Source organism: Micromonospora echinofusca, assembly GCF_900091445.1.
Classification (GTDB): Bacteria; Actinomycetota; Actinomycetes; order Mycobacteriales; family Micromonosporaceae; genus Micromonospora; species Micromonospora echinofusca.
In genome coordinates, this window is sequence record NZ_LT607733.1 from 651,220 (window position 1) to 670,913 (window position 19,694).

Genomic DNA, 19,694 nt, shown 5'->3' on the forward strand with positions numbered 1-19,694 from the left:
CCCGGCGACTCCCACCGCCGGGCCGGCATTCCGGAATCGGACCGAGGGGTCACCCATGCTCGCCTTCGCACCTCTGCACGACGCCGTCGGCACCGCCGGCCGCGCGCTCACCTGGTTCACCACTCTGCTCGAACCGCTGGCCGGCGGCGCGGCCACGGCCGCCGCCATCGTCGTCCTCACCGTCGTCGTCCGGTTGCTGATCTCGCCGCTGACCCTCGCGCAGGTGCGCGGGGAGCGGCGCCGCACGGCGCTCGCCCCCGAGGTCCACGCCCTTCAGCGGCGGTACGCGGACGACCCCGCCCGGTTGCAGGGCGAGTTGTTCGCGCTCTACCGGGCCAACGGCGCCAGCCCGGTCTCCGGCTGCCTGCCGCTGCTGCTCCAGGCCCCGGTCCTGCTGGTGATGTACCGGCTCTTCACCACCGCCGAGGGCGGCACGGGGCTGCTGGACGAGCGGCTGGCCGGCGTGCCGCTGGGCCACCACCTGGGCGACGGGCTGGGCGGCGGGACGCTGCCGCTGTTCGGCGCCCTGCTGGCGGCCCTGCTCGCGCTCGCCTGGTGGACGTCGCGGCGGATGCGGCGTGCGGCGGCGGCGACGGGAACGGTGGCCGGTACGCCGAGCGAGGGGCCCGGCGCGGCCGTGCTCGGCCGGGTGCTGCCGCTGCTGCCGTACGCGACCGTGCTGGTGGCGCTGGTGCTGCCGCTCGCCGCGGTGATCTACCTGGTGACCACCACCGCCTGGTCGGCGGCGGAGCAGGCGGTGCTGCGCCGTCCGCGTCCGGTGCCGGCTTGACGCCATGCCATCGATGGGGGCCGCGGAACCTTGCCGCAGGACGGTGATACCTGTAGGGCATAAAAATACCTGTGTGGTATCGAGCCCAGGGGACTGTTGCCGTCGACCGTCGAGAGTTCCCGCACAGCCAGTCACGGTGAGTGAAGTGGGCTGTTGTCCGCGCCAGCTCTGGACAGAAACAGTTAACACTCTTAATAATAGGCGTGAATGTCGATGCCGATGGATGGCGTCCGGGCGTGGAGGGTGTCGTGAAACGATCCAGATCTCTGGTTTTCTCGCTGGTCACAGCGGTGGTCGCGGCGCTCGGCGCGGTGTGGGTGGCGATGCCCGCGTTCGCTGCCGGAGTGACCGCCAGCTTCGTCAAGACGTCCGACTGGGGCTCGGGCTGGGAAGGGAAGTACACGATCACGAACGGGGGCGGGGCCACGGTCGACGGCTGGACCGTCGCCTTCGACCTGCCGGCCGGGACCAGCGTCGGCAGCTACTGGGACGCGCTGCTGACCTCCTCGGGCCAGCGGCACACCTTCACCAACCGGTCCTGGAACGGCCGCATCGTCCCGGGGGCCTCGGTCTCGTTCGGCTTTCTCGGCTCCGGGCCGGGCGCGCCCACCAACTGCCAGCTCAACGGCGCGGCGTGCGGCGGCGGCACCAGCCCCACCACCGCGCCTCCGACCACCGCACCGCCGACGACCCCGCCCCCGACCACCCCGCCCCCGACGAGCCCGCCGCCGAACACCGGCCTGCCGAAGCACATCCTCACCGGGTACTGGCACAACTTCGACAACCCGGCCGCCGAGCTGCGACTGCGTGACGTGCCCGCCGATTACGACGTCGTCGCGGTCGCCTTCGCCGACGCCACCGCCACCCCCGGCGCGGTCGCCTTCGCCGTCGACCCCGGCCTGTCCGCCGCCCTCGGCGGCTACACCGACGCCGACTTCTCCGCCGACGTACGCGCCCTCCAGGCCCGGGGCAAGAAGGTGATCATCTCGGTCGGCGGCGAGACGGGCCGGGTGGCGGTCAACGACGCCGCCTCCGCGGTCGCGTTCAGCGACAGCGTCCACGCGCTGATCCAGCGGTACGGCTTCGACGGCGTCGACATCGACCTGGAGAACGGGCTGAACCCGACCTACATGGCGCAGGCGCTGCGTTCGCTACGTGCCAAGGTCGGCGCGGGACTGATCATCGCGATGGCCCCGCAGACCATCGACATGCAGTCCCCGGGCAGCAGCTACTTCAAGCTGGCGCTCGCCATCAAGGACATCCTCACCGTCGTGAACACCCAGTTCTACAACTCGGGAGCGATGCTCGGCTGCGACCGCAACGCCGCGTACGCCCAGGGGACGGTGAACTTCATCGTGGCGCTGGCCTGCATCCAGTTGGAGGCCGGGCTCCGCCCGGACCAGGTCGGCCTCGGCCTGCCGGCCGGCCCCGGCGCGGCCGGCGGCGGCATCGTCGCGCCTTCCGTGGTGAACGCCGCGCTGGACTGCCTGGCCCGGGGCACCAACTGCGGCAGCTTCCGCCCGCCGCGCACCTACCCGGGTATCCGCGGCGCGATGACCTGGTCGGTCAACTGGGACGTGACCAACGGCAGCACCTTCGCCCGCACGGTGGCCCCCCACCTGAAGACCCTCCCCTGACCCCTCTCCCGCCCGCCCTCCTCCACCCCACCCGAGCGCCGGTCACGCAGTCGTGGTGGTCCGCAGAAGCCGCGCGAGCGGTCACACCGGGCGCCGCAACTGCATGATCGACGCTGGTGGGGGCGGGAGGGAGCGGGGGTGGGTCAGGGGGTGGCGTCCGCGTGGTCGCGCTGGCGGGTGCGGCGGCGACGGGTCTTCTTGACCGCCCACCAGGCGATCATCACGACGAAGACGGCGATGATGCCGTAGTCGAACCACTTGCTGTACTGCTCGATCTGCTGCCAGCGCGAGCCGAGCGCGTAGCCCAGGCCGACGAAGAGCGCGTTCCAGATGCCGCTGCCCAGCGTGGTGAACGCGATGAACTCCGGCAGCGGCATCCGGTTGGCTCCGGCGGGGATGGAGATCAGGCTGCGTACCACCGGCATCATCCGGCCGAAGAGCACCGCCCACCGGCCGTGCCGCTCGAACCAGCGGTCGGCCTTCTCCAGGTCGTCGAGGTCGACCAGGGGCAGCCGGTCGAGCCAGCGCTTGAGCCGGTCCTCGCCGGCCGCCGCGCCCAGCCAGTAGAGGGCGAGCGCCCCGCCCAGGGAGCCGGCGGTGGCGGCGAGCCCCACCAGCACGACGTTGAAGCGTCCCTCGCTGGCCAGGTAGCCGGCCATCGCCAGGACGATCTCGCTCGGAATCGGCGGGACGATGCTCTCCAGGGCGACCAGCAGGGCCACCCCGATGGCACCGGCGGCGTCGATCACCCCCGCCACCCAACCGGTCAGGCCGCCGAGTTCGGTCGGGTCGACGTTCTCGGCGAATGCCATCGCGATCCTCTCGGCCGGGTCCGATCGGAGTCATCTACCCTGCGGCCCGGCCGTCACACCTGCCCGTGAGCCGGGCCACCACCGGTCACCTCTGCGGGTGCAGTTCGGCGTCGGCCGGCCCCCGCCGCCAGCCGGTGAACCGGACCCGCAGGCCGGCCCGGGTGGGGGAGCAGCAGTACGGCCCTGCCACCGCCACGGCCTGCGGCGCCAGCGGGGCGAGCCGCACCAGCCGCCACTGCTCGTCGTCGGCCCGGGCCCGTACGGTCAGCGCGTCCCGGTCGCGGCTGACCCGCACGGTCACCTCCCGCCCGGCCCAGATCGGCACCGGGGCGACCGACCAGTCGGAGACCTCGCGAGTCACCACGGCACCGACCTGCGGCTGGCCGTCGCTGACCTCCACCCCGGCCTTGACCCAGTTCCGCTCGTCGACCCGGACCAGCACGCCGGCCTGGTCGAACTGTTCGCCGTAGTCGAGGACGAAGCTCACCTCCACGGCCTCGCCCGTGGGCAGCGGCGCGAGCAGCGCCGGGGCGTCGTCGTGGACGAAGCCGTACGAGGTGTGCCGCCACAGGTCGCTGCCCCCGGCCGGCTGCACCAGCAGGTCGCCCGCCGGCCCGCCCTCGACCAGCACCGGCTCGTTCCACCACTCACCCTCGGCCCAGTCGATCGGCCGCTGCCCGTCTCCCATGCCGGTGACCGTACCGCCGGTGCTCGCCCGGGCGCCGCCCCTCGGGCGCGACGGCCGGGACGACAGGCAGGCTCGTCCACGTTCACTGACGGGCCGTACCCGGCCCCGGTGTTTGGGGGTACGCGGGATCGGAGACATAAGTTCGGCATGGCTGACAGGTGGTACTCGGAGGCGGTCGTCTACTGCCTCGACATCGACACGTACGCGGACTCCGACGGCGACGGCGTCGGTGACATCCGGGGGCTCATCGGCCGGCTGGACTACCTCGCCCGGCTGGGCGTGACCTGCCTCTGGCTGCACCCCATCCACCCGTCTCCCAACCGCGACGACGGCTACGACGCGACCGACTTCTACAACGTCGACCCGCGCTTCGGCACCCTCGGCGACTTCGCGGAGCTGCTGCACCAGGCGCAGAACCGCGGCATCCGGGTGATCATCGACCTGGTCGTGAACCACACCTCGAACGAGCACCCGTGGTTCCAGTCCGCCCGCTCGTCGCCCGACTCGCCGTACCGGGACTGGTACGTCTGGGCCGACCACGAGCCGGCCGACCGGCACCAGGGCATGGTCTTCCCCGGCGAGCAGCACGAGACCTGGACCTACGACCGCACCGCCAAGGCCTGGTACTACCACCGGTTCTACAAGTTCCAGCCGGACCTGAACATGGCCAACCCGGCGGTCCGTGCCGAGGTCAAGAAGATCATGTCGTTCTGGCTCCAGCTCGGCGTCTCCGGCTTCCGGATGGACGCGGTGCCGTTCATCATCGAGCTGACCGAGCCGGGCAACCCGGGCTCCCCGAAGGACTTCGAGTTCCTCACCGAGCTGCGCCAGCACGTGCAGTGGCGCCGGGGCGACGCCGTCCTGCTCGCCGAGGCCAACGTCGAGCCCGACCAGCTGCCGACCTTCTTCGCCGACAGCGGAGGCTCGGGCAACCGGCTGCACATGCTCTTCGACTTCATGCTCAACGGGCGCCTGATGCTGGCCCTCGCCCGGCAGGACCCGGAGCCCATCATCGAGGCGCTGCGGGACACCCCGGCGCTGCCCGAGGGCGGGCAGTGGGCCACGTTCCTGCGCAACCACGACGAGATCGACCTCTCCCGGCTCACCGCCGAGCAGCGCAACCAGGTGTACGCGCAGTTCGGCCCGGACGAGAACATGCGCATCTACGACCGGGGCATCCGCCGCCGGCTCGCCCCGATGCTCGGCAACGACCGCCGCCGCATCGAGCTGGCGTACGCGTTGCAGTTCTCGCTGCGCGGCACGCCGGTGCTGCGCTACGGCGAGGAGATCGGGATGGGGGAGGACCTCTCGCTGCCCGGCCGGGAGGCGATCCGCACCCCGATGCAGTGGTCGTACCAGCCGAACGCCGGCTTCTCCACGGCCGACCCGGAGAAGCTGGTCCGCCCGGTGATCGACAAGGGCGAGTTCTCGTACGAGAAGGTCAACGTGACCGCCCAGCGCAGCGACCAGAAGTCGCTGCTCGCCTGGTTCGAGCGGATGATCCGTACGCTCCGGGAGGCCCCCGAGGTGGGCTCGGGGTCGACGACCCACATCGACGTGACGATGCCGCCGGGGGTGCTGGCGCACCGGGCCGACGGCCGCGCCGGCACGATGGTCTTCGTGCACAACCTCGGCACCACCGACGCCGAGGTGGACCTCAGCACGCTGGAGCCGGAGGCTGACCTGCCCATCGACGTCCTCGCCGACCGCAACTACGGCGACGTCGGCAAGCTGGACCGCCTGAAGGTGGCCGGCTACGGCTACCGGTGGATCCGCCTCTGCCGGGGCCGCGGTTTCTGACCGGTCATTCCCGCCAGCCGGCCAGCTCGACGCCCTTGGCGAGCTCGACCCGGAAGCCCAGGGTGATCTCCCCGCTCTCCCCCGGCCCGAGCCGCAGCCGCCAGGTCAGCTCGCCCAGCTCCGTGCGCTCGGCCGGGGGCGGGACGAGGGTCGGTTCCCGTACGACCACTGCCTCGTCGCGCGACACCGGAAGCTGGTCGCGCACCTCCACGGTCGCCGGACGGGGCGTGTGGTTGGCGACGCTGATCCGGTACTCCACGTCGCGCCGCCGGGTCGAGCCGAGGGTGGCGCGGGTGTCGGAGCGTCGGCTGAGCTCGCGCTCCACGCGGACCCGGTCGTCCACCCCGAGGGCCAGTTCGGTCTCCTCGCCGGGCGCCCACGTCGGCAGCCGGGTGGCCGCGACGAAGTCGGCACCGTGGAAGACCGCCGCCGGGCCGGGGAGCAGCGTGTGCGACGAGGTGTTGCGTACGGTCGCCCGCAGGTGCGCCTCGGTCGCGCGGACCGGCGCGGTCACGTGGTCCAACCGGGCCGGCAGCTCCAGCACGGCGATGGTGGCCCGGTGGGCGCTGCCGTCCGCCGGCACCGCGACGGGGCGGGCCGGCCGGTAGGTGGCCGCCGTGACGCCCTGCTCGACCGTGGCCGCGCTCTCGCGCACCTTGGGGCGTGGCGGGCCGGACCGGGCCACCGCGCCGGCGGGTGCCGCGCCGGGAGCCGCGGGCGCCGGCATCGCGCCGAAGCCCGCCGCCGCCGCCATCGGCATCGGCGGCGGCACCGGCCGGACCCGGTCGAGGTACCAGGGCGTCAGCTCGGGTACGCGGGTCGCCGTCGCCGGGCGGGCCGTCGAGAGTTCGAGTGCGCACTCCGGCCAGTCCTCGCCGGTGTCCTGGCTGACCAGGCCGAACCAGGTGACGGTCACGGCGTCGTCGACGAGCCGCACGTCGTAGGAGGGCTGCCAGCGGGCCCCGTCGACCAGGTAGGTCAGTTCCAGGTCCAGCTCGACGTCGTCGGCGTCCACCGACACCGTCACCTCGGCGGCCAGCCGGTCCGGTGCCCGCTTGCCGCTCGCGGCCTCCAGCTCCCGCTCGACGGCCGCCCGCTCCTCGGCCAGGTCGGTACGCCGCCGGTCCAGCCCGCGCCGACGGCGCCGGGAGTCGGCGAGCTGGCCCGCCACCGAGTCGGCGAAGGCGGCCACGTCGGTCGGGGCGGCGTCGCCGGAGGCAAGCGCGCGGGCGTACGTGGCGCCGGCCCGGTCGGCCAGCCGGGCGAGGAACTGCCCCCGCTGCGTCTCGATCTCGTACGCGTCGTCGACCTCGGCCAGCTCGTCGGCCAGCTCTCGGCTGCGCTGCTCCAGCGCGCGGACCTGCCCGTCGGCGCTGCGTGCCTGCCGCCAGGTCGTGACGTCCACGCCGAGTACGGTGGCCGCGCCCCGGCCGCCGACGCGCAGCGAGTCCCGCCGCACGCCCAGCGGCAGCGGCGCGACGCGTACCCGGTGCTCGCCGGCGCCCAACCTGGTGCTACCCCGGCGGGTGACCCGGGCCCGGTCCGGATAGACGGTGACACCGACGACGGGTGCTTCGATCTCCACTGCCTCCACGGCGGCGAGCGTAGCCGGACGACGCTCGTGACCTCGTCGGCCGCGACGGGGCCACGGGAGCCGGCGTCCCGCGTCGGGCCGGCGCCGCGTACGCCTGGGTTAAGCTCCTTCGATCGAGCGCAAGTTACCGGGAGGTAGGCATGTCGGAGGAGCAGCGGGTCGCCATCGTCACGGGGGCGGCGCGGGGGATCGGGGCGGCCACCGCCCGGCGGCTGGCGGCCGACGGCCTCGCGGTCGCCGTGGTCGACATCGAGGAGTCCGCGACCAAGGAGACCGTGGACGCCATCGTCGCCGCCGGCGGCCGGGCGCTCGGCGTCGGCGCGGACGTGTCCGACCGGGCCCAGGTGGAGGCGGCCGTGCAGCGGGTCGCCGCCGAACTGGGCGCCCCGACGGTGCTGGTCAACAACGCCGGCGTGCTCCGCGACAACCTGCTGTTCAAGATGACCGACGCCGACTGGGACACGGTCATGGGCGTGCACCTGCGCGGCGCGTTCCTGTTCAGCCAGGCCGCCCAGAAGCACATGGTCGAGGCGAAGTGGGGCCGGATCGTCAACCTCTCCAGCACCTCGGCGCTCGGCAACCGGGGGCAGGCGAACTACTCGGCGGCGAAGGCCGGCCTCCAGGGCTTCACCAAGACCCTCGCCATCGAGCTGGGCCCGTTCGGGGTGACCGTCAACGCGGTCGCGCCCGGCTTCATCGTCACCGACATGACCGCCGCCACCGCCGCCCGGATGAAGGTCGACTTCGAGGCCCTCCAGAAGCACGCCGAGTCGGAGATCGCGGTACGCCGGGTCGGCCGCCCCGAGGACATCGCGCACACCATCTCGTTCCTCGCCAGCGAGGGTGCCTCCTTCGTCTCCGGCCAGGTCATCTACGTGGCCGGCGGCCCCAAGGACTGACCCCCCGCGTACGCCCCGGCGGGCACCCGCCCGCCGGGGATCAGGCCGCGGCGGGGCGGGTGCGCCAGAGCCAGAGCAGGCCGAGCACCGGGAGGACCAGCGGGATGTAGCCGTACCCGCTGCCGAACCGCGACCAGACCGTCTCGTCGGGGAAGAGTTCCGGCTCGACGAGGCTGAGGGTGCCGACGCCGAGCACCCCGGCCAGCTCCACGGCGCAGCACGCCAGGGCGACGCGCCGGCCGGCCGCGCCGGCGCGGGCCAGCCCCACCGCCGCGACGACGTAGATGGCCGCGGCGAGGGCCGAGAGCAGGTACGCCACGGGCGCCTCGTCGAACTTCGTGGCGATCTGGAGGCCGGCGCGGCTCGTCGCGGCGATCGCGAAGAGCAGGTAGACCGCGATCAGCAGCCGTCCGGGGCCGGCGTTGGTCCGCTTCCGTTCCGGGGCGCGTACGTCAGCCACCGAGCACCTCCCACGTCTGCTGGAGTCGTACGACGACCACCGGCGTGACGAGGCAGACCGCGCAGACGATCGCCGAGCCCCAGCGCGTCGGCTCCATCCGGGCCAGCACCCAGGCCAGCGGCGGCAGGCACACCAGCGTCGCCAGGTACCCGAAGAAGGCGCCCGGCTCGTCCGGCCGTTCACCGCCGCCGAGGGCGACCAGCGCCACCACCGCCAGCGCGAGCAGCGCCACCTCCAGCGCGGCCAGGCCGGCGAGCTGCACCCGGTCCGGCGCGCGGTGCCGCAGCGTGGCGACCAGCGCCCAGGCGGCGACGAGGAGCGACGACACGATCGAGGCTGTCGCGAGGAGCCCGTCCACCGGCGAACCCGCCGTCGCTGCGCTGGTCACCGGGGCCATCCGGAGTGCGGTTCGGTCACCGGCACAGCCTACTAACCCGCGTAGTACACCCCGCCACCCGCCGCCCCGCCTCGGCGACCCGGCGGCGTCGGTGCCGGGTCGACGGATCCGGTCCCCGGATGTCCGGCATCCGCCCGGTGTGGGTTCGGGCGAGCGTGGGTATGGGTCCGGCCGAGGCGACGACTGTCGTGAAGGGACAGTGCACCCCTATCGACCCCTATTTATGCGTAAGGACGCCGTTGCGGAGCGTTATCCTCTGACGACGTCGCCGACCTCTGACGGCAAGCCCGTCTGACGGAGAGGATCGCCATGTCGTTGCCCACCATCCCTGCGGGGCTGAGCGTGGTGATGCCGACGTACCAGGACCCGCAGTGCCTCGCGCTGACCCTCAGGGCGCTGACCCGCCAGACGTTGCCGCCGGAACGCTTCGAGGTCATCGTGGTCCGGGACGGTGGCTCGTCCGACGGGTACGCCGAGGCCCTCGCCGAGGGCGCCGGTCTCCGCCTGCGCGTGCTGGAACTCGCCCAGCGCAAGGGCCGCTCCGTCGCCCGCAACGAGGGGGCGCGCCGTGCCTCCGCGCCCCTGCTGGTCTTCCTCGACGCCGACTCGTGGGCGGTGCCCGACCTGTTGGAGCGGCACCTGGCCTGGCACAGCACGCCCGGCAACGCGGCGGTGCTGATCGGCCGGCGGGACGAGATCGGCCTCGCGGACCTGCCCGCCGTGCTGGCCGGGGAGTCGCACGCGATCGCGCGCGCATTCCCGCACGGCGGCGACCTGCGCTTCGGGACGGGGCTCCCGGACGACGGCGGCGAGTGGCTCCGGGCCGGCTGGGTCATCGCCTACACGCACAACATCTCGCTGTCCAGCGCGCACTTCGCGCAGGTCGGTGGCTACCGGGAGGCGTTCGGCCTGAGCTACGGCGTGGAGGACGTCGAGCTGTTCTACCGCGTCGACCGCAGCCTGCCCGACGGCGTCAACTTCGGCTACGACGACGATGCCCGGGTCGTCCACCTGCCGCACCACAAGAACATCACCCGCAACTGGATGGAGATGAAGGCCAACTTCCAGCAGGCCGCCCGGCTCTATCCGTGCCTCGAGTGGGAGTTCCTCACCGCCGTCATGGGGTACGAGGCGATCCGACGGATCCTGCACTACCGGGCGCTCATCGACGAGTGCGTCGAGCGGTCGGCCTGCGCCATCGGGCCCGCCGCCGCGCGCCTCGCCGGCCAGTTGCGGGGGCACCGCACGCTCTGGATCGGCACCGGCCGCGCCGAGTCGGGGTTGCCCGCCTCGGCGCTGACCTTCGACTACGCCGCGCCCATCGGCCGGACGAACTTCCACCTGCTCGGCGTCGCCCCGCCCATGCCGCCGGGCAGCCTGGACGCGGTGATCAGCGTGGACTTCTGGCGGTACCTGCTGTGGCCGGAACTCTGCCAGTTCATCTCCGCCTCGCTGCTGCTGGCCGGCGAGGTCCACCTGGTCGCCACCGCCGACTCGACGCCGGGGATGTGCGCCGCCGACCCGCAGACGCTCGACTACCTGCGCCAGGCGCAGGCCGCGGCGTGCACGGCCGAACTGCGCGCGGTCGAGGGGCTCGGCCACGTACTGACCCTGCGGGCCCTCCAGCCCGCGGCCGGCGCCACGCGCCGGGTACCCGCTCGGACCGCCGTCAAGGCGCGACCCCCGGCACTGGCGCCGGGGCGTTCCACGACGCGGGGATAGCAGATCGACGGTGCGGCCGGGCCCGACAAGGGTGTCGGGCCTGTCCCACCACGCCCGGATCCGCCGTAAAAGACGGGAAGGCGAGTGTCATGCGTGTACTGCTGTCGACTCTCGGGTCGCGTGGCGACGTCCAACCACTGGTGGCGCTCGCGTCGCGCCTGAAGGCCCTCGGCCTTCAGGTCCGCCTCTGCGCCCCGCCGGACTTCGCCCGCTGGGTGGCCACCTTCAGGATTCCCTTCGTACCCATCGGCCCGCCCTGGCGCAGGTCGGCGGCGCCCAGGTCGCGGGCCGCCGTGCCCAAACCCTCGCCCGCACAGGTGCGCAAGCTGGCCGAGTCCTCCATCGGCATCCAGTTCGAGGTGCTGTCGGCCGCCGCCCGGGACTGTGACGTCCTCGTCGCGTCGACCGGCCTCCAGATCGCCGCCCGTACCGTGGCGGAGAAGCGCGGCATCCCGTACGTCTTCGCGGCGCTCTGCCCGGCGGCCCTGCCCTCACCGCACCACCCTCCGCTACCGCTGCCAATGCTCGGGGAGGCGCCGGCGCCCGCGTCGGCCGACAACCGCGACCTGTGGGCCGCCAACCTGCGGCACGTCAACGACACCTTCGCCGCGCCCCTCAACGCGCTGCGGTCGGCGGTGGGGCTGGGCACCGTCGACGACGTCAGCGACCACATCCACACCGACCAGCCGTGGCTGGCCACCGACCCGACCCTGGCACCCTGGCCGGACGCCGCCGATCCGGCCGTCTTCCAGCCGGGTGCCTGGCTCCTGCCGGACGAGCGGGCCCTGCCCGCCGAGTTGACGACCTTCCTGGACGCCGGTGGGCCGTGCGTCTACGTCGGATTCGGCAGCGTCGCCGCACCACCGGGCCTGCTGGAGACGGCCGTGCAGGCCGTGCGTGCGGTCGGCTGCCGGTTGATCGTCTCGCGGGGCTGGGCGCCGCTCTCGCTGAGCGATCGGGCACCCGACTGCCTGGTGGTCGGCGAGGTGAACCAGCAGGCGCTGTTCAGGGAGGTGGCCGTGGTGGTCCACCATGGCGGCTCGGGCACCACGACCACGGCCGCGCGGGCCGGGACGCCGCAGGTCGTCGTCCCGCAGGTGTACGACCAGCACTACTTCGCGCGCCGGGTGTCCGCGCTCGGCATCGGCACCGCACACCCCGGCTCGGTGCCGACCGTCGAGTCGCTGACCGAGGCTCTCGGCGCCGCGCTGCGGCCGGAGGTGGCCGCCCGGGCCCGCGAGTTCGCCGGCGTCGTACGCACCGACGCGGCGCAGGTCGCCGCGAAGCGGTTGACCGTCGCCCTGGGGGCCTGAGCGGGCGGCCCGCCCCGCCGGTCCAGGACCGGCGGGGCCCAGCCGCCACGACCCTGGCAACCGGTCCCGGACGCTGCGGCCGGGCGCGCCCCCGACTTCCGACACGGGCCCGGCGCGACTCCCGGCCGCGGGTACCGTGGTGTGACGACGACGTGGAGGTTCTCGTGGTGCGGTTCGGGTTGTTCGGCACCGGTCACTGGGCGGCCGAGACGCACGGCGCGGCGCTGGACGCGCACCCGGGGGTCACGTTCGCCGGTGTGTGGGGCCGGGACCCGGGCAAGGCCGCCGCCCTGGCCGAGCGCTACGGGGTGCCGGCGTTCGACGACGTCGACGCGCTCGTCGACGCCTGCGACGCGGTCGCCGTCGCCCTTCCGCCGGACGTCCAGACCGACATCGCGGTCCGCGCGGCCACCGCCGGCCGGCACCTGCTGCTGGACAAGCCGCTCGCGTTGAGCGTGACCGACGCCGACCGGGTGGTGGACGCCGCGCAGGCGGCGGGCGTCGCCTCGGTGGTCTTCTTCACGGGCCGCTACCAGCCCGACGTCGCCGCCTTCCTCGCCTCGACGGCCGCCGTCGGCGGGTGGCACACCGCCAGGGGGGTCCGGTTCGGGTCCATCTTCCGGCCCGACAGCCCGTACGCTGCCTCGTCCTGGCGTCGGGAGCACGGCGCGCTGTGGGACATCGGCCCGCACGCGCTGTCGCTCATCCTGCCGGTGCTCGGGCGGGTCATCCGCGTCGCCGCGATGGACGGGCCGCGCGGGCTCGTCCACCTGCTCCTCACCCACGACGGGGGCGCGACCAGCACGGTGTCGCTGACCCTGGACGCCCCGCAGGAGGCGGTGAGCAGGGAGTACGTCTTCTACGGCGAGAACGGCGTCGAGACCGTTCCGGCCGGCGACGGCAGTCCGGCGACCGCCCTCGGGGTGGCGATCGACCAACTGCTCGAGGAGATCGGGTCGGGCACCCGGGACCACCGCTGCGACGTGCGCTTCGGCCGCGAGGTCGTCGCCGTGCTGGCCGCCGCCGAGACCGCCCGCGCCGAGGGCCGCACCGTCGACCTGCCGGTCTGAGCCGGAGGCGCCGGGGCCCGCCGAGGCGGAAAAGCGGTCGCCTCCCGCCGGCGGGCGCGGTTAGGGTCGCCGCATGTCCGCGTACGCTCTGATCGAGGCGGTCGGTACGCCGGCCGCATTCGGGCCGCCGCCGGTGGCCCGCCCGCGAGTCCGGCGTCCGGCCCTGGCCGGCGCGACCCGCGACTGACCTCGCACCGCACGCGCGGCGCCCCGCCCGGGTGACCCCCGGGCGCGACGCCGCCCCCGCCACTCGTCCGGGTGCCGACCCGGGGCTGATGCCGCCCGGTCGTGCCCGCCGGCGTGGCGCCTGTGGTGCGCCGCCGATCCCGCGTTCCGCGTCCCGCCCAGGGCCGTCCGAGTCCCCGAATCCTCGGACAGGCCCGCGCTCGCGGCTGCCTGTCCGCTCCGTCGCCGCACGGCGACAGACAGGACGACGACCCGTGGCGCCCCGCCGTACCCGAGCAACCGAACGCGACCGGTCCCGTCGCGTACTGTCCCAGAACTTCCTCGCCGACCCGGCCGCGATCGCCCGCGTGGTGCACGCCGCCCGGCCCGGACCCGACCGGCTCCTACTGGAGGTGGGTGCCGGCCGGGGCCAGCTCACCCGGCCGCTCGCCGCCCGCTGCCGGCACCTGACGGCGTACGAAGTGGACCCGGCCGCCGGCGCCGAGCTGGCCCGGCTCTGCGCCGCCCTGCCGAACGTGACGCACCGGCAGGCCGACTTCCTCACCGCAGCGCCGCCGCCGGAGGAGTTCGACGTGGTCGGCAACATCCCCTGGTCGCTGACCTCGGCCGTGGTGCGCTGGTGCCTGGCCGCGCCCGGCCTGCGCGCGGCCACCCTGCTCACCCAGTTGGAGTACGCCCGGCGACGCGGCGGCGACTACGGCCGGTGGACCAGGCTGACCGTGCTGACCTGGCCGGAGTTCGGCTGGCGGCTGGTCGGGCGGGTGCCCCGCACCGCGTTCCGGCCGGTGCCGAGGGTCGACGCCGGCATCCTGCGGATCGAGCGGCGCCCGGAGCCGCTGCTGGCCGCGTCGGCGCTGCCCGCGTACCGCCGGATGGTAGAGATCGGCTTCGACGGGGTCGGCGGCTCGCTCGCGGCCTCGCTCGCCCGGCATTACCCGCGGGCGCGGCTGGCGGCGGCGCTGCGGGCGACCCGGCTCGACCCGGCCACCCCGGTCGGGCACGTCTGGCCCGAGCAGTGGCTGGTGCTGTTCCGGCTGCTGCACGCCCGCTGAGGGATCAGGCCAGGGTGTTCAGGGCCTCGCTCAGCTCGGCGGGGGAGCCGAACTCCTCCGCCGGCAGGGCCCGCAGCGTCTGGAGCATCTCCGTGCTGGCCCCGTTCTCCTGGCCCCAGCGGACCAGGTCCTCGCGGGAGACCGGGTAGTCGAGCCCGGCCAGGTACTCCTGCAACTGCACGCCGGTGACGGTCATGCCGGCGGGCTACCCGTTGAGCCCGCCGGCACACGCCTGCGGCACGCCGGTGACGGTCATGCCGGCGGGCTACCCGTTGAGCCCGCCGGCACACGCCCGCCGATCGACGATCGGCGGTTTGCCCGGCGGCGCGCCGGGTAGCCGCCCCCATGCTGGTTCAGCGGCTCGGCGCGCCGAGCGACTTCGACCCGTTGCTGGAGCGCGTCCGGGACGCCCGGATCGTGATGATCGGCGAGGCGACGCACGGCAACTACGACTACTACCGGCTGCGCGAACAGCTCACCCGCCGGCTGATCGCCGAGTGCGGGTTCTCCTTCGTGGCGGTGGAGGGGGACTGGCCCGACTGCGACCGGGTGCACCGCTCGGTGACCGCCGCCCCGGGCGGGGCAGCCGACCCGCGTGTCGCGCTGGAGCGCTTCGAGCGCTGGCCGACGTGGATGTGGGCGAACGCCGAGGTGGCCCGCTTCTGCTCCTGGCTGCGGGCGTGGAACGTGGAGCGGCCCGAGGGCGCCCGGGCCGGCTTCCACGGGCTGGACGTCTACAGCCTCTGGGAGTCCATGCAGGCGATCTTCGACTACCTCGGCGAGGAGGACCCGGGCTCGCTGGAGGCGGCCCAGGACGCCTACCGCTGCTTCGAGCCGTACGGCAAGCGGGTCGAGGAGTACGGCATGGCGAGCCGGTTCGTCTCGGCCCGCTGCGAGGAGGAGGTCGTACGGCTGCTGGCGCGTACCCGCGAACAGGCCGCCGCGGACGGCCCGGACAGCTTCTCGGCCTGGCAGAACGCGGAGGTGGTGGCCGGGGCGGAGCGCTACTACCGGGCGATGGTGCGCGGCGGGCCGGAGTCGTGGAACATCCGGGACACGCACATGGCGGACACCCTGGACCGGCTGCTGGAGCGCTACGGACCGGGCGGGCGGGGCGTCGTCTGGGCGCACAACACGCACGTGGGCGACGCCCGGGCCACCGACATGGCCGCCGACGGGATGGTCAACGTCGGCCAGTTGGCCCGCGAGCGGCACGGCGCGGACGAGGTGGTCCTGGTCGGCTTCGGCGGCTACCGGGGCACGGTGCTCGCCGCGCCCCGCTGGGGCTCGCCGGCTGAGGCGATGGTGGTGCCGCCGGCCCGCCCCGGTTCGGTCGAGCACCGGTTGCACGAGCTGATGCCCGAGCGGGCCGTGCTGGTCTTCGGCGGCGACGACCAGCCCGGCTGGGTCACCGGGACCGCCGACCACCGGGCGATCGGGGTGGTCTACGACCCGTCCTTCGAGTCGTGGGGCAACTACGTGCCGACCCGCCTGGGGGAGCGCTACGACGCCTTCGTCTGGTGCGACGAGACGACCACCCTGCACCCCCTCCCGGCCCTGACGACCCCGGGCGAGATGGAGACCTACCCGGCGGGCGTCTGACCGCGTCCCCGCTCCGCTCCCGCTGATCATGCAGTTGTGGTGCCCGTTCCAGCCGGCTTCGCCGGTTGTGCGGGGCACCACAACTGCATGATCGACCCGGGCGGGCGGGGTCAGGCGCGGGCCGGGGACCTGTCGTCCAGGTGGGCGCGCAGGCCCTCGCCCTCGATGTCGACGTTGGGCAGGATCCTGTCAAGCCAGCGGGGGAGCCACCAGGCCCGCTTGCCGAGCAGCGACATCACGGCCGGCACGATGGTCATCCGGACCACGAACGCGTCGATGGCGACGCCGATCGCGAGCGCGAAGCCCATCGACTTGATGACCGGGTCGTCGAGGAAGACGAAGCCACCGAAGACCGAGATCATGATCAGCGCGGCGGCCGTCACCACCCGGGCACCGTGCCCCATTCCGTTGATGGTCGCCTGCTGCGCGGTGTCGCCGTGCACGAAGTCCTCCCGCATCCGGGAGACCAGGAAGACCTCGTAGTCCATCGCCAGGCCGAACAGGATGCCGATGAGCAGGATCGGCAGGAAGCTGACCAGCGGGCCCGGCGTGTCCAGGCCGACCAGGTCGGCGAGGTGGCCCTGCTGGAACACCGCCACGGTGATGCCGAAGGTGGCGGCGACGGTCAGCAGGAAGCCCAGCGCCGCCTTGACCGGCACCAGCAGCGAACGGAAGACCAGCATCAGCAGCAGCACCGAGAGGCCCACCACCAGCAGCAGGTACACCGGCAGGGCGTCGGAGAGCTTCTCGGAGACGTCGATGCCGATCGCGGTCGCGCCGGTCAGCAGCACCTCGACGTCGCGGAACTCGCCCACCTTCGCGCGTACGTCGTTGACCAGGGTCTCGGTGGCCTCGTCGGTCGGGCCGGTCTTCGGCACCACCCCGAGCAGCGCGGTGCGGCCGTCCGGGCTGAGCTGCGGCGGGGCCACCGCGAGGACGTTCTCGGTGCCCTGGACGAGCGCGGTGACCTGCGGGATGGCGGCCGAGGTCGCCTGCGGGGTGTCCCCGGCGACCACCACCGCGAGCCGGCCGGTGAAGCCCGGCCCGAAGCCCTCGGTGATCAGGTCGTTCGACGCCCGCGCCGGCGAGCCGACCGGCGCGGTGCCCGCGTCGGGCAGCGCCAGGCGCATGTCGGGCGCGGGCAGCGCGAGCAGCCCCAGCCCGATCAGCCCGACCAGGATGACCGGCACCCGGAACCGGGTGACGAGACGCGCCCAGCGGAACCCGAAGCCCGACCGGTCCTCGGCCGGCGTGGTGCCCGCCTCGGCGGCGTCGGCCGCCCGCTCCCCGGACGCCGCGTCCCCGGCCGGCACGGTGGTGCGCAGCTTGCGGGGCAGCACCCGGCGGCCGGCGAAGCCGAGCAGGGCCGGCTGGAGGGTGATCGCGACCAGCACCGCGACGGTGACCGTACCGGCGGCGGCCAGACCCATCACCGTCAGGAACGGGATGTTCACCACGGCCAGCCCGGCCAGCGCGATGACCACGGTGGCGCCGGCGAAGACCACGGCCGAGCCGGCGGTGCCCACGGCACGGCCCACCGCCTCGTCCGGCGGCAGCCCCTCCATCAGGTTCTGCCGGTAGCGGGAGGTGATGAAGAGCGAGTAGTCGATGCCGACCGCGAGGCCGAGCATCAGGGCGAGGATCGGGGCGGTGCTGCTCAGGTCGACCACACTGCTGATCGCGAAGAGGCCCGCCATGCCGACGCCCACGCCGATCAGCGCGTTGAGCATCGTCATCCCGGCCGCCACCAACGAACCGAACGTGACCACCAGGACGATCGCGGCGACCGCCACACCGATCGCCTCGGTCGAGCCGACCTCCGGCACGCTGCTGAGCACCTCGCCGCCGGGCGCGACCTCCCAGCCCTGGGCCTCGACCCGCTCGCCGACCTTCTCGTACGCGTCGCGCTGGGCGTCGGTCACCTCGTCGGCGCCGGTGGCGAACTGGACCTGGACCAGCGCGTACCGGCCGTCGGGGGAGACCGCCCCCACCTGGAACGGGTCGACGGCGCCGACGACGCCGGGCAGCGTCGCGGCCTCCTGGGTGAGTTCCTTCACCACGGCCTGCCCCTGCGGGCTGGCGAGCGCGCCGTCGGCCGGCGCCTTGACCGCGATCGTGCCGGTCGCGCCGCTGGCCGCCGGGAACTGCTCGGCGAGCAGGTCGAGGGCGCGCTGCGACTCCGTGCCGGGCATGGTGAAGTTGTCGGCTATCGGGCCGCGCAGGGTCGCGGCGGCGAGGCCGAGACCGACGAGTACGACGAGCCAGATCGCCGCGACGAGTCGCCGCCGGCGCATCGAGCCCCGGCCGAGCCGGTAGAGCAGGGTGGCCATGAGTTCCTTGTCCTCGGTCGTGGATGGTGGAAACGGGATCAGTCGACGGGCTCCAGGGCCCGTCGGGCGAGTGCCAGCAGGGCGTCGCGCAACTCCTCGTCGCCGACGTCGGCGAACTCCCCGCAGGTCTCGGAGATGCCGGCGAGCAGCACCAGCGCCGTGATCCGGGCGGACGGGCGTTGCGGGTGCCCGGCGAGCGCGTCGACCAACCGCTCGGAGATCCGCTGGATGTGCGCGAAGGCGGGTTGCTGGAGCAGTTCCGGGAACTCGCCCCGGAGCAGGGCGATCTCGCGCCGGAAGCGGACCGCGAGGTCGACGAAGCCCTCGGCGGCGACCTGCTGGGCGGCCGCGCCGCGTTGGGCGCGGATCCGCTCGTCGAGCGCCTGGAGGACGCCGATCGCCGGAGCCATCAACTCGGTGAGGATGGCTTCCTTGTTGGCGAAGTGGTAGAGCACCGCCGCCTTGGAACAGCCCACCTCGCGGGCGATGTCCTGCAACGAGGTGCCCCGGTAGCCGGTCGCGGCGAAGCGCCGAGCCGCCGCCACGAGGATCTCGTCGTGCGTCTCCGGAACCATCCGCGCCATGCCGGCCCACCTCCCCGACCAGCATGCCTGACCGATCGGTCAGACCCTGACCGATCGGTCAGATCGGGGGCGTGGCGTTCCCCACAGGCGGCCGGGGTTTACCGGTCCACCGGTGGCTCGGCCGGTCCGGGCCGCCTCAGGCGGGGGTTCCGTCGCCCTGGGCGGCCGCGCCGTGTGCCCGGTCGTACGCGGCCCGGGCGTCGGCGACCGCGCTCCGGTGCCGCTCCGCCCACCTGGTCAGCGCGACCAGCGACCCGTAGAGCTCCAGCGCGATCGGCGTGGCCGTGTACTCCACCTTCGGGACCGTCGGGTAGACCCTACGGTGCAGCAGTCCGTCGCGTTCCAGGTTGCGCAGGGTCAGCGTGAGCATCCGCCGGCTGATGCCCTCCACGCAGCGCTCCAGTTCGGTGAAGCGCACCGGGCCCGGGGAGGCGGCGACCAGGATGCCGATGCTCCACTTGCCGCCCACCCGGTCCAGCACCTCGCGGACGGTGCACGCCTTGGCCTGACCGGGCGTGCAGGGCTCGCCGACCGCCCCGTACGCCTGCGCCGCCCGGCCGACGGTCGCGTCGCTGTTCCCCTGGGACATGGAAGTTGTCTCCTCACGCTCCGCCTCATGGTCACAGAGGGTCGCCCCGGTAACAAACCGTGTACCGGGGAGGCCCGCCCTCGTGGCGGGCCCCACGGTTCTCGACGCCGGCCGGGCGGGTGACGATCCGTTCGTCGCGGTTCGCACCGCCGCGTCCGGTTGACCGCCG

17 protein-coding genes and 1 pseudogene are annotated in these 19,694 nt (G+C 73.8%); 9 read left to right on the forward strand and 9 right to left on the reverse strand.

Annotation, left to right across the window (positions count from 1 at the left end; genetic code table 11):
• Nucleotides 1-55 precede the first annotated feature (55 nt).
• Nucleotides 56-790, forward strand: a complete 735-nt coding sequence (yidC, locus tag GA0070610_RS03080; RefSeq protein ID WP_088998619.1) for a membrane protein insertase YidC — start codon at nucleotides 56-58, stop codon at nucleotides 788-790.
• A gap of 248 nt (nucleotides 791-1,038) precedes the next feature.
• Entirely contained in the window at nucleotides 1,039-2,427 is a 1,389-nt protein-coding gene (locus GA0070610_RS03085; RefSeq protein ID WP_089003231.1) for a chitinase, read from the forward strand.
• Between the two features lie 143 nt (nucleotides 2,428-2,570).
• Here the strand turns inward: GA0070610_RS03085 and GA0070610_RS03090 are convergent, their stop codons facing one another.
• Nucleotides 2,571-3,239: a DedA family protein gene (locus GA0070610_RS03090; RefSeq protein WP_088998620.1), complete on the reverse strand. Its 669-nt coding sequence runs from the start codon at nucleotides 3,237-3,239 to the stop codon at nucleotides 2,571-2,573.
• A gap of 85 nt (nucleotides 3,240-3,324) precedes the next feature.
• Nucleotides 3,325-3,927, reverse strand: a complete 603-nt coding sequence (locus tag GA0070610_RS03095; RefSeq protein ID WP_088998621.1) for a DUF1349 domain-containing protein — start codon at nucleotides 3,925-3,927, stop codon at nucleotides 3,325-3,327.
• Nucleotides 3,928-4,074: 147 nt separating this feature from the next.
• Here GA0070610_RS03095 and GA0070610_RS03100 point away from each other — a divergent pair, with 147 nt between their 5' ends.
• Entirely contained in the window at nucleotides 4,075-5,727 is a 1,653-nt protein-coding gene (locus GA0070610_RS03100) for an alpha-amylase family protein (RefSeq protein ID WP_088998622.1), read from the forward strand.
• A gap of 4 nt (nucleotides 5,728-5,731) precedes the next feature.
• Here GA0070610_RS03100 and GA0070610_RS03105 read toward each other — a convergent pair whose 3' ends face one another.
• The gene (locus GA0070610_RS03105) at nucleotides 5,732-7,321 is read right to left on the reverse strand and encodes a DUF4139 domain-containing protein (RefSeq protein WP_088998623.1); all 1,590 of its coding nucleotides are present in this window, start codon (nucleotides 7,319-7,321) and stop codon (nucleotides 5,732-5,734) included.
• Nucleotides 7,322-7,461: 140 nt separating this feature from the next.
• Between GA0070610_RS03105 and fabG the strand changes: the two genes are divergently transcribed.
• Nucleotides 7,462-8,220 (forward strand): 3-oxoacyl-ACP reductase FabG, encoded by a 759-nt coding sequence (fabG, locus tag GA0070610_RS03110; protein WP_088998624.1) that lies wholly within the window; start codon nucleotides 7,462-7,464, stop codon nucleotides 8,218-8,220.
• Here fabG and GA0070610_RS03115 read toward each other — a convergent pair.
• Nucleotides 8,193-8,680, reverse strand: a pseudogene (locus GA0070610_RS03115) (hypothetical protein). The gene fabG and the pseudogene GA0070610_RS03115 sit on opposite strands and share 28 nt — an antisense overlap.
• Nucleotides 8,673-9,068, reverse strand: a complete 396-nt coding sequence (locus tag GA0070610_RS03120) for a hypothetical protein (protein ID WP_392567284.1) — start codon at nucleotides 9,066-9,068, stop codon at nucleotides 8,673-8,675. Before GA0070610_RS03120 ends, GA0070610_RS03115 begins: the two are co-directional and overlap by 8 nt.
• Before the next feature lie 318 nt (nucleotides 9,069-9,386).
• On the opposite strand from GA0070610_RS03120, the gene GA0070610_RS03125 reads away from it, so the two are divergent.
• From GA0070610_RS03125 to erm, 4 genes are all read left to right on the forward strand, one after another.
• Nucleotides 9,387-10,799: a glycosyltransferase family 2 protein gene (locus GA0070610_RS03125; protein ID WP_088998627.1), complete on the forward strand. Its 1,413-nt coding sequence runs from the start codon at nucleotides 9,387-9,389 to the stop codon at nucleotides 10,797-10,799.
• Nucleotides 10,800-10,888: 89 nt separating this feature from the next.
• Nucleotides 10,889-12,112, forward strand: coding sequence for a glycosyltransferase (locus GA0070610_RS03130; RefSeq protein WP_088998628.1), 1,224 nt, complete (start codon nucleotides 10,889-10,891; stop codon nucleotides 12,110-12,112).
• Between the two features lie 164 nt (nucleotides 12,113-12,276).
• Nucleotides 12,277-13,182, forward strand: a complete 906-nt coding sequence (locus GA0070610_RS03135; protein ID WP_172896638.1) for a Gfo/Idh/MocA family protein — start codon at nucleotides 12,277-12,279, stop codon at nucleotides 13,180-13,182.
• Nucleotides 13,183-13,622: 440 nt separating this feature from the next.
• Nucleotides 13,623-14,420, forward strand: a complete 798-nt coding sequence (gene erm, locus GA0070610_RS03140; protein ID WP_088998629.1) for an ErmE/ErmH/ErmO/ErmR family 23S rRNA (adenine(2058)-N(6))-methyltransferase — start codon at nucleotides 13,623-13,625, stop codon at nucleotides 14,418-14,420.
• A gap of 4 nt (nucleotides 14,421-14,424) precedes the next feature.
• Here the strand turns inward: erm and GA0070610_RS03145 are convergent, their stop codons facing one another.
• Nucleotides 14,425-14,616 carry a DUF2795 domain-containing protein gene (locus tag GA0070610_RS03145; RefSeq protein ID WP_088998630.1) on the reverse strand — a complete coding sequence of 64 codons (192 nt, stop codon included), beginning with the start codon at nucleotides 14,614-14,616 and terminating at the stop codon, nucleotides 14,425-14,427.
• Nucleotides 14,617-14,765: 149 nt separating this feature from the next.
• Between GA0070610_RS03145 and GA0070610_RS03150 the strand changes: the two genes are divergently transcribed.
• A complete protein-coding gene (locus GA0070610_RS03150) occupies nucleotides 14,766-16,022 on the forward strand; it encodes an erythromycin esterase family protein (protein WP_088998631.1) in 1,257 nt (418 codons plus the stop codon).
• A gap of 110 nt (nucleotides 16,023-16,132) precedes the next feature.
• On the opposite strand, the gene GA0070610_RS03155 is transcribed toward GA0070610_RS03150, so the two are convergent.
• From GA0070610_RS03155 to GA0070610_RS03165, 3 genes are all read right to left on the reverse strand, one after another.
• Entirely contained in the window at nucleotides 16,133-18,352 is a 2,220-nt protein-coding gene (locus GA0070610_RS03155) for an MMPL family transporter (protein ID WP_088998632.1), read from the reverse strand.
• A gap of 38 nt (nucleotides 18,353-18,390) precedes the next feature.
• Nucleotides 18,391-18,936: a TetR/AcrR family transcriptional regulator gene (locus GA0070610_RS03160; RefSeq protein WP_088998633.1), complete on the reverse strand. Its 546-nt coding sequence runs from the start codon at nucleotides 18,934-18,936 to the stop codon at nucleotides 18,391-18,393.
• A gap of 136 nt (nucleotides 18,937-19,072) precedes the next feature.
• Entirely contained in the window at nucleotides 19,073-19,525 is a 453-nt protein-coding gene (locus GA0070610_RS03165; RefSeq protein ID WP_088998634.1) for a winged helix-turn-helix transcriptional regulator, read from the reverse strand.
• Nucleotides 19,526-19,694: the final 169 nt, after the last annotated feature.

What these genes read in the sequence shown, in the direction of transcription:
- GA0070610_RS03160 (WP_088998633.1), bottom strand. Translation starts at nt 18,936, where the DNA reads ATGGCGCGGATGGTTCCGGAGACGCACGACGAGATCCTCGTGGCGGCG.
- yidC (WP_088998619.1), top strand. Translation starts at nt 56, where the DNA reads ATGCTCGCCTTCGCACCTCTGCACGACGCCGTCGGCACCGCCGGCCGC.
- fabG (WP_088998624.1), top strand. Translation starts at nt 7,462, where the DNA reads ATGTCGGAGGAGCAGCGGGTCGCCATCGTCACGGGGGCGGCGCGGGGG.
- GA0070610_RS03150 (WP_088998631.1), top strand. Translation starts at nt 14,766, where the DNA reads ATGCTGGTTCAGCGGCTCGGCGCGCCGAGCGACTTCGACCCGTTGCTG.
- GA0070610_RS03095 (WP_088998621.1), bottom strand. Translation starts at nt 3,927, where the DNA reads ATGGGAGACGGGCAGCGGCCGATCGACTGGGCCGAGGGTGAGTGGTGG.
- GA0070610_RS03155 (WP_088998632.1), bottom strand. Translation starts at nt 18,352, where the DNA reads ATGGCCACCCTGCTCTACCGGCTCGGCCGGGGCTCGATGCGCCGGCGG.
- GA0070610_RS03125 (WP_088998627.1), top strand. Translation starts at nt 9,387, where the DNA reads ATGTCGTTGCCCACCATCCCTGCGGGGCTGAGCGTGGTGATGCCGACG.
- GA0070610_RS03100 (WP_088998622.1), top strand. Translation starts at nt 4,075, where the DNA reads ATGGCTGACAGGTGGTACTCGGAGGCGGTCGTCTACTGCCTCGACATC.
- GA0070610_RS03090 (WP_088998620.1), bottom strand. Translation starts at nt 3,239, where the DNA reads ATGGCATTCGCCGAGAACGTCGACCCGACCGAACTCGGCGGCCTGACC.
- GA0070610_RS03130 (WP_088998628.1), top strand. Translation starts at nt 10,889, where the DNA reads ATGCGTGTACTGCTGTCGACTCTCGGGTCGCGTGGCGACGTCCAACCA.
- GA0070610_RS03145 (WP_088998630.1), bottom strand. Translation starts at nt 14,616, where the DNA reads ATGACCGTCACCGGCGTGCAGTTGCAGGAGTACCTGGCCGGGCTCGAC.
- GA0070610_RS03165 (WP_088998634.1), bottom strand. Translation starts at nt 19,525, where the DNA reads ATGTCCCAGGGGAACAGCGACGCGACCGTCGGCCGGGCGGCGCAGGCG.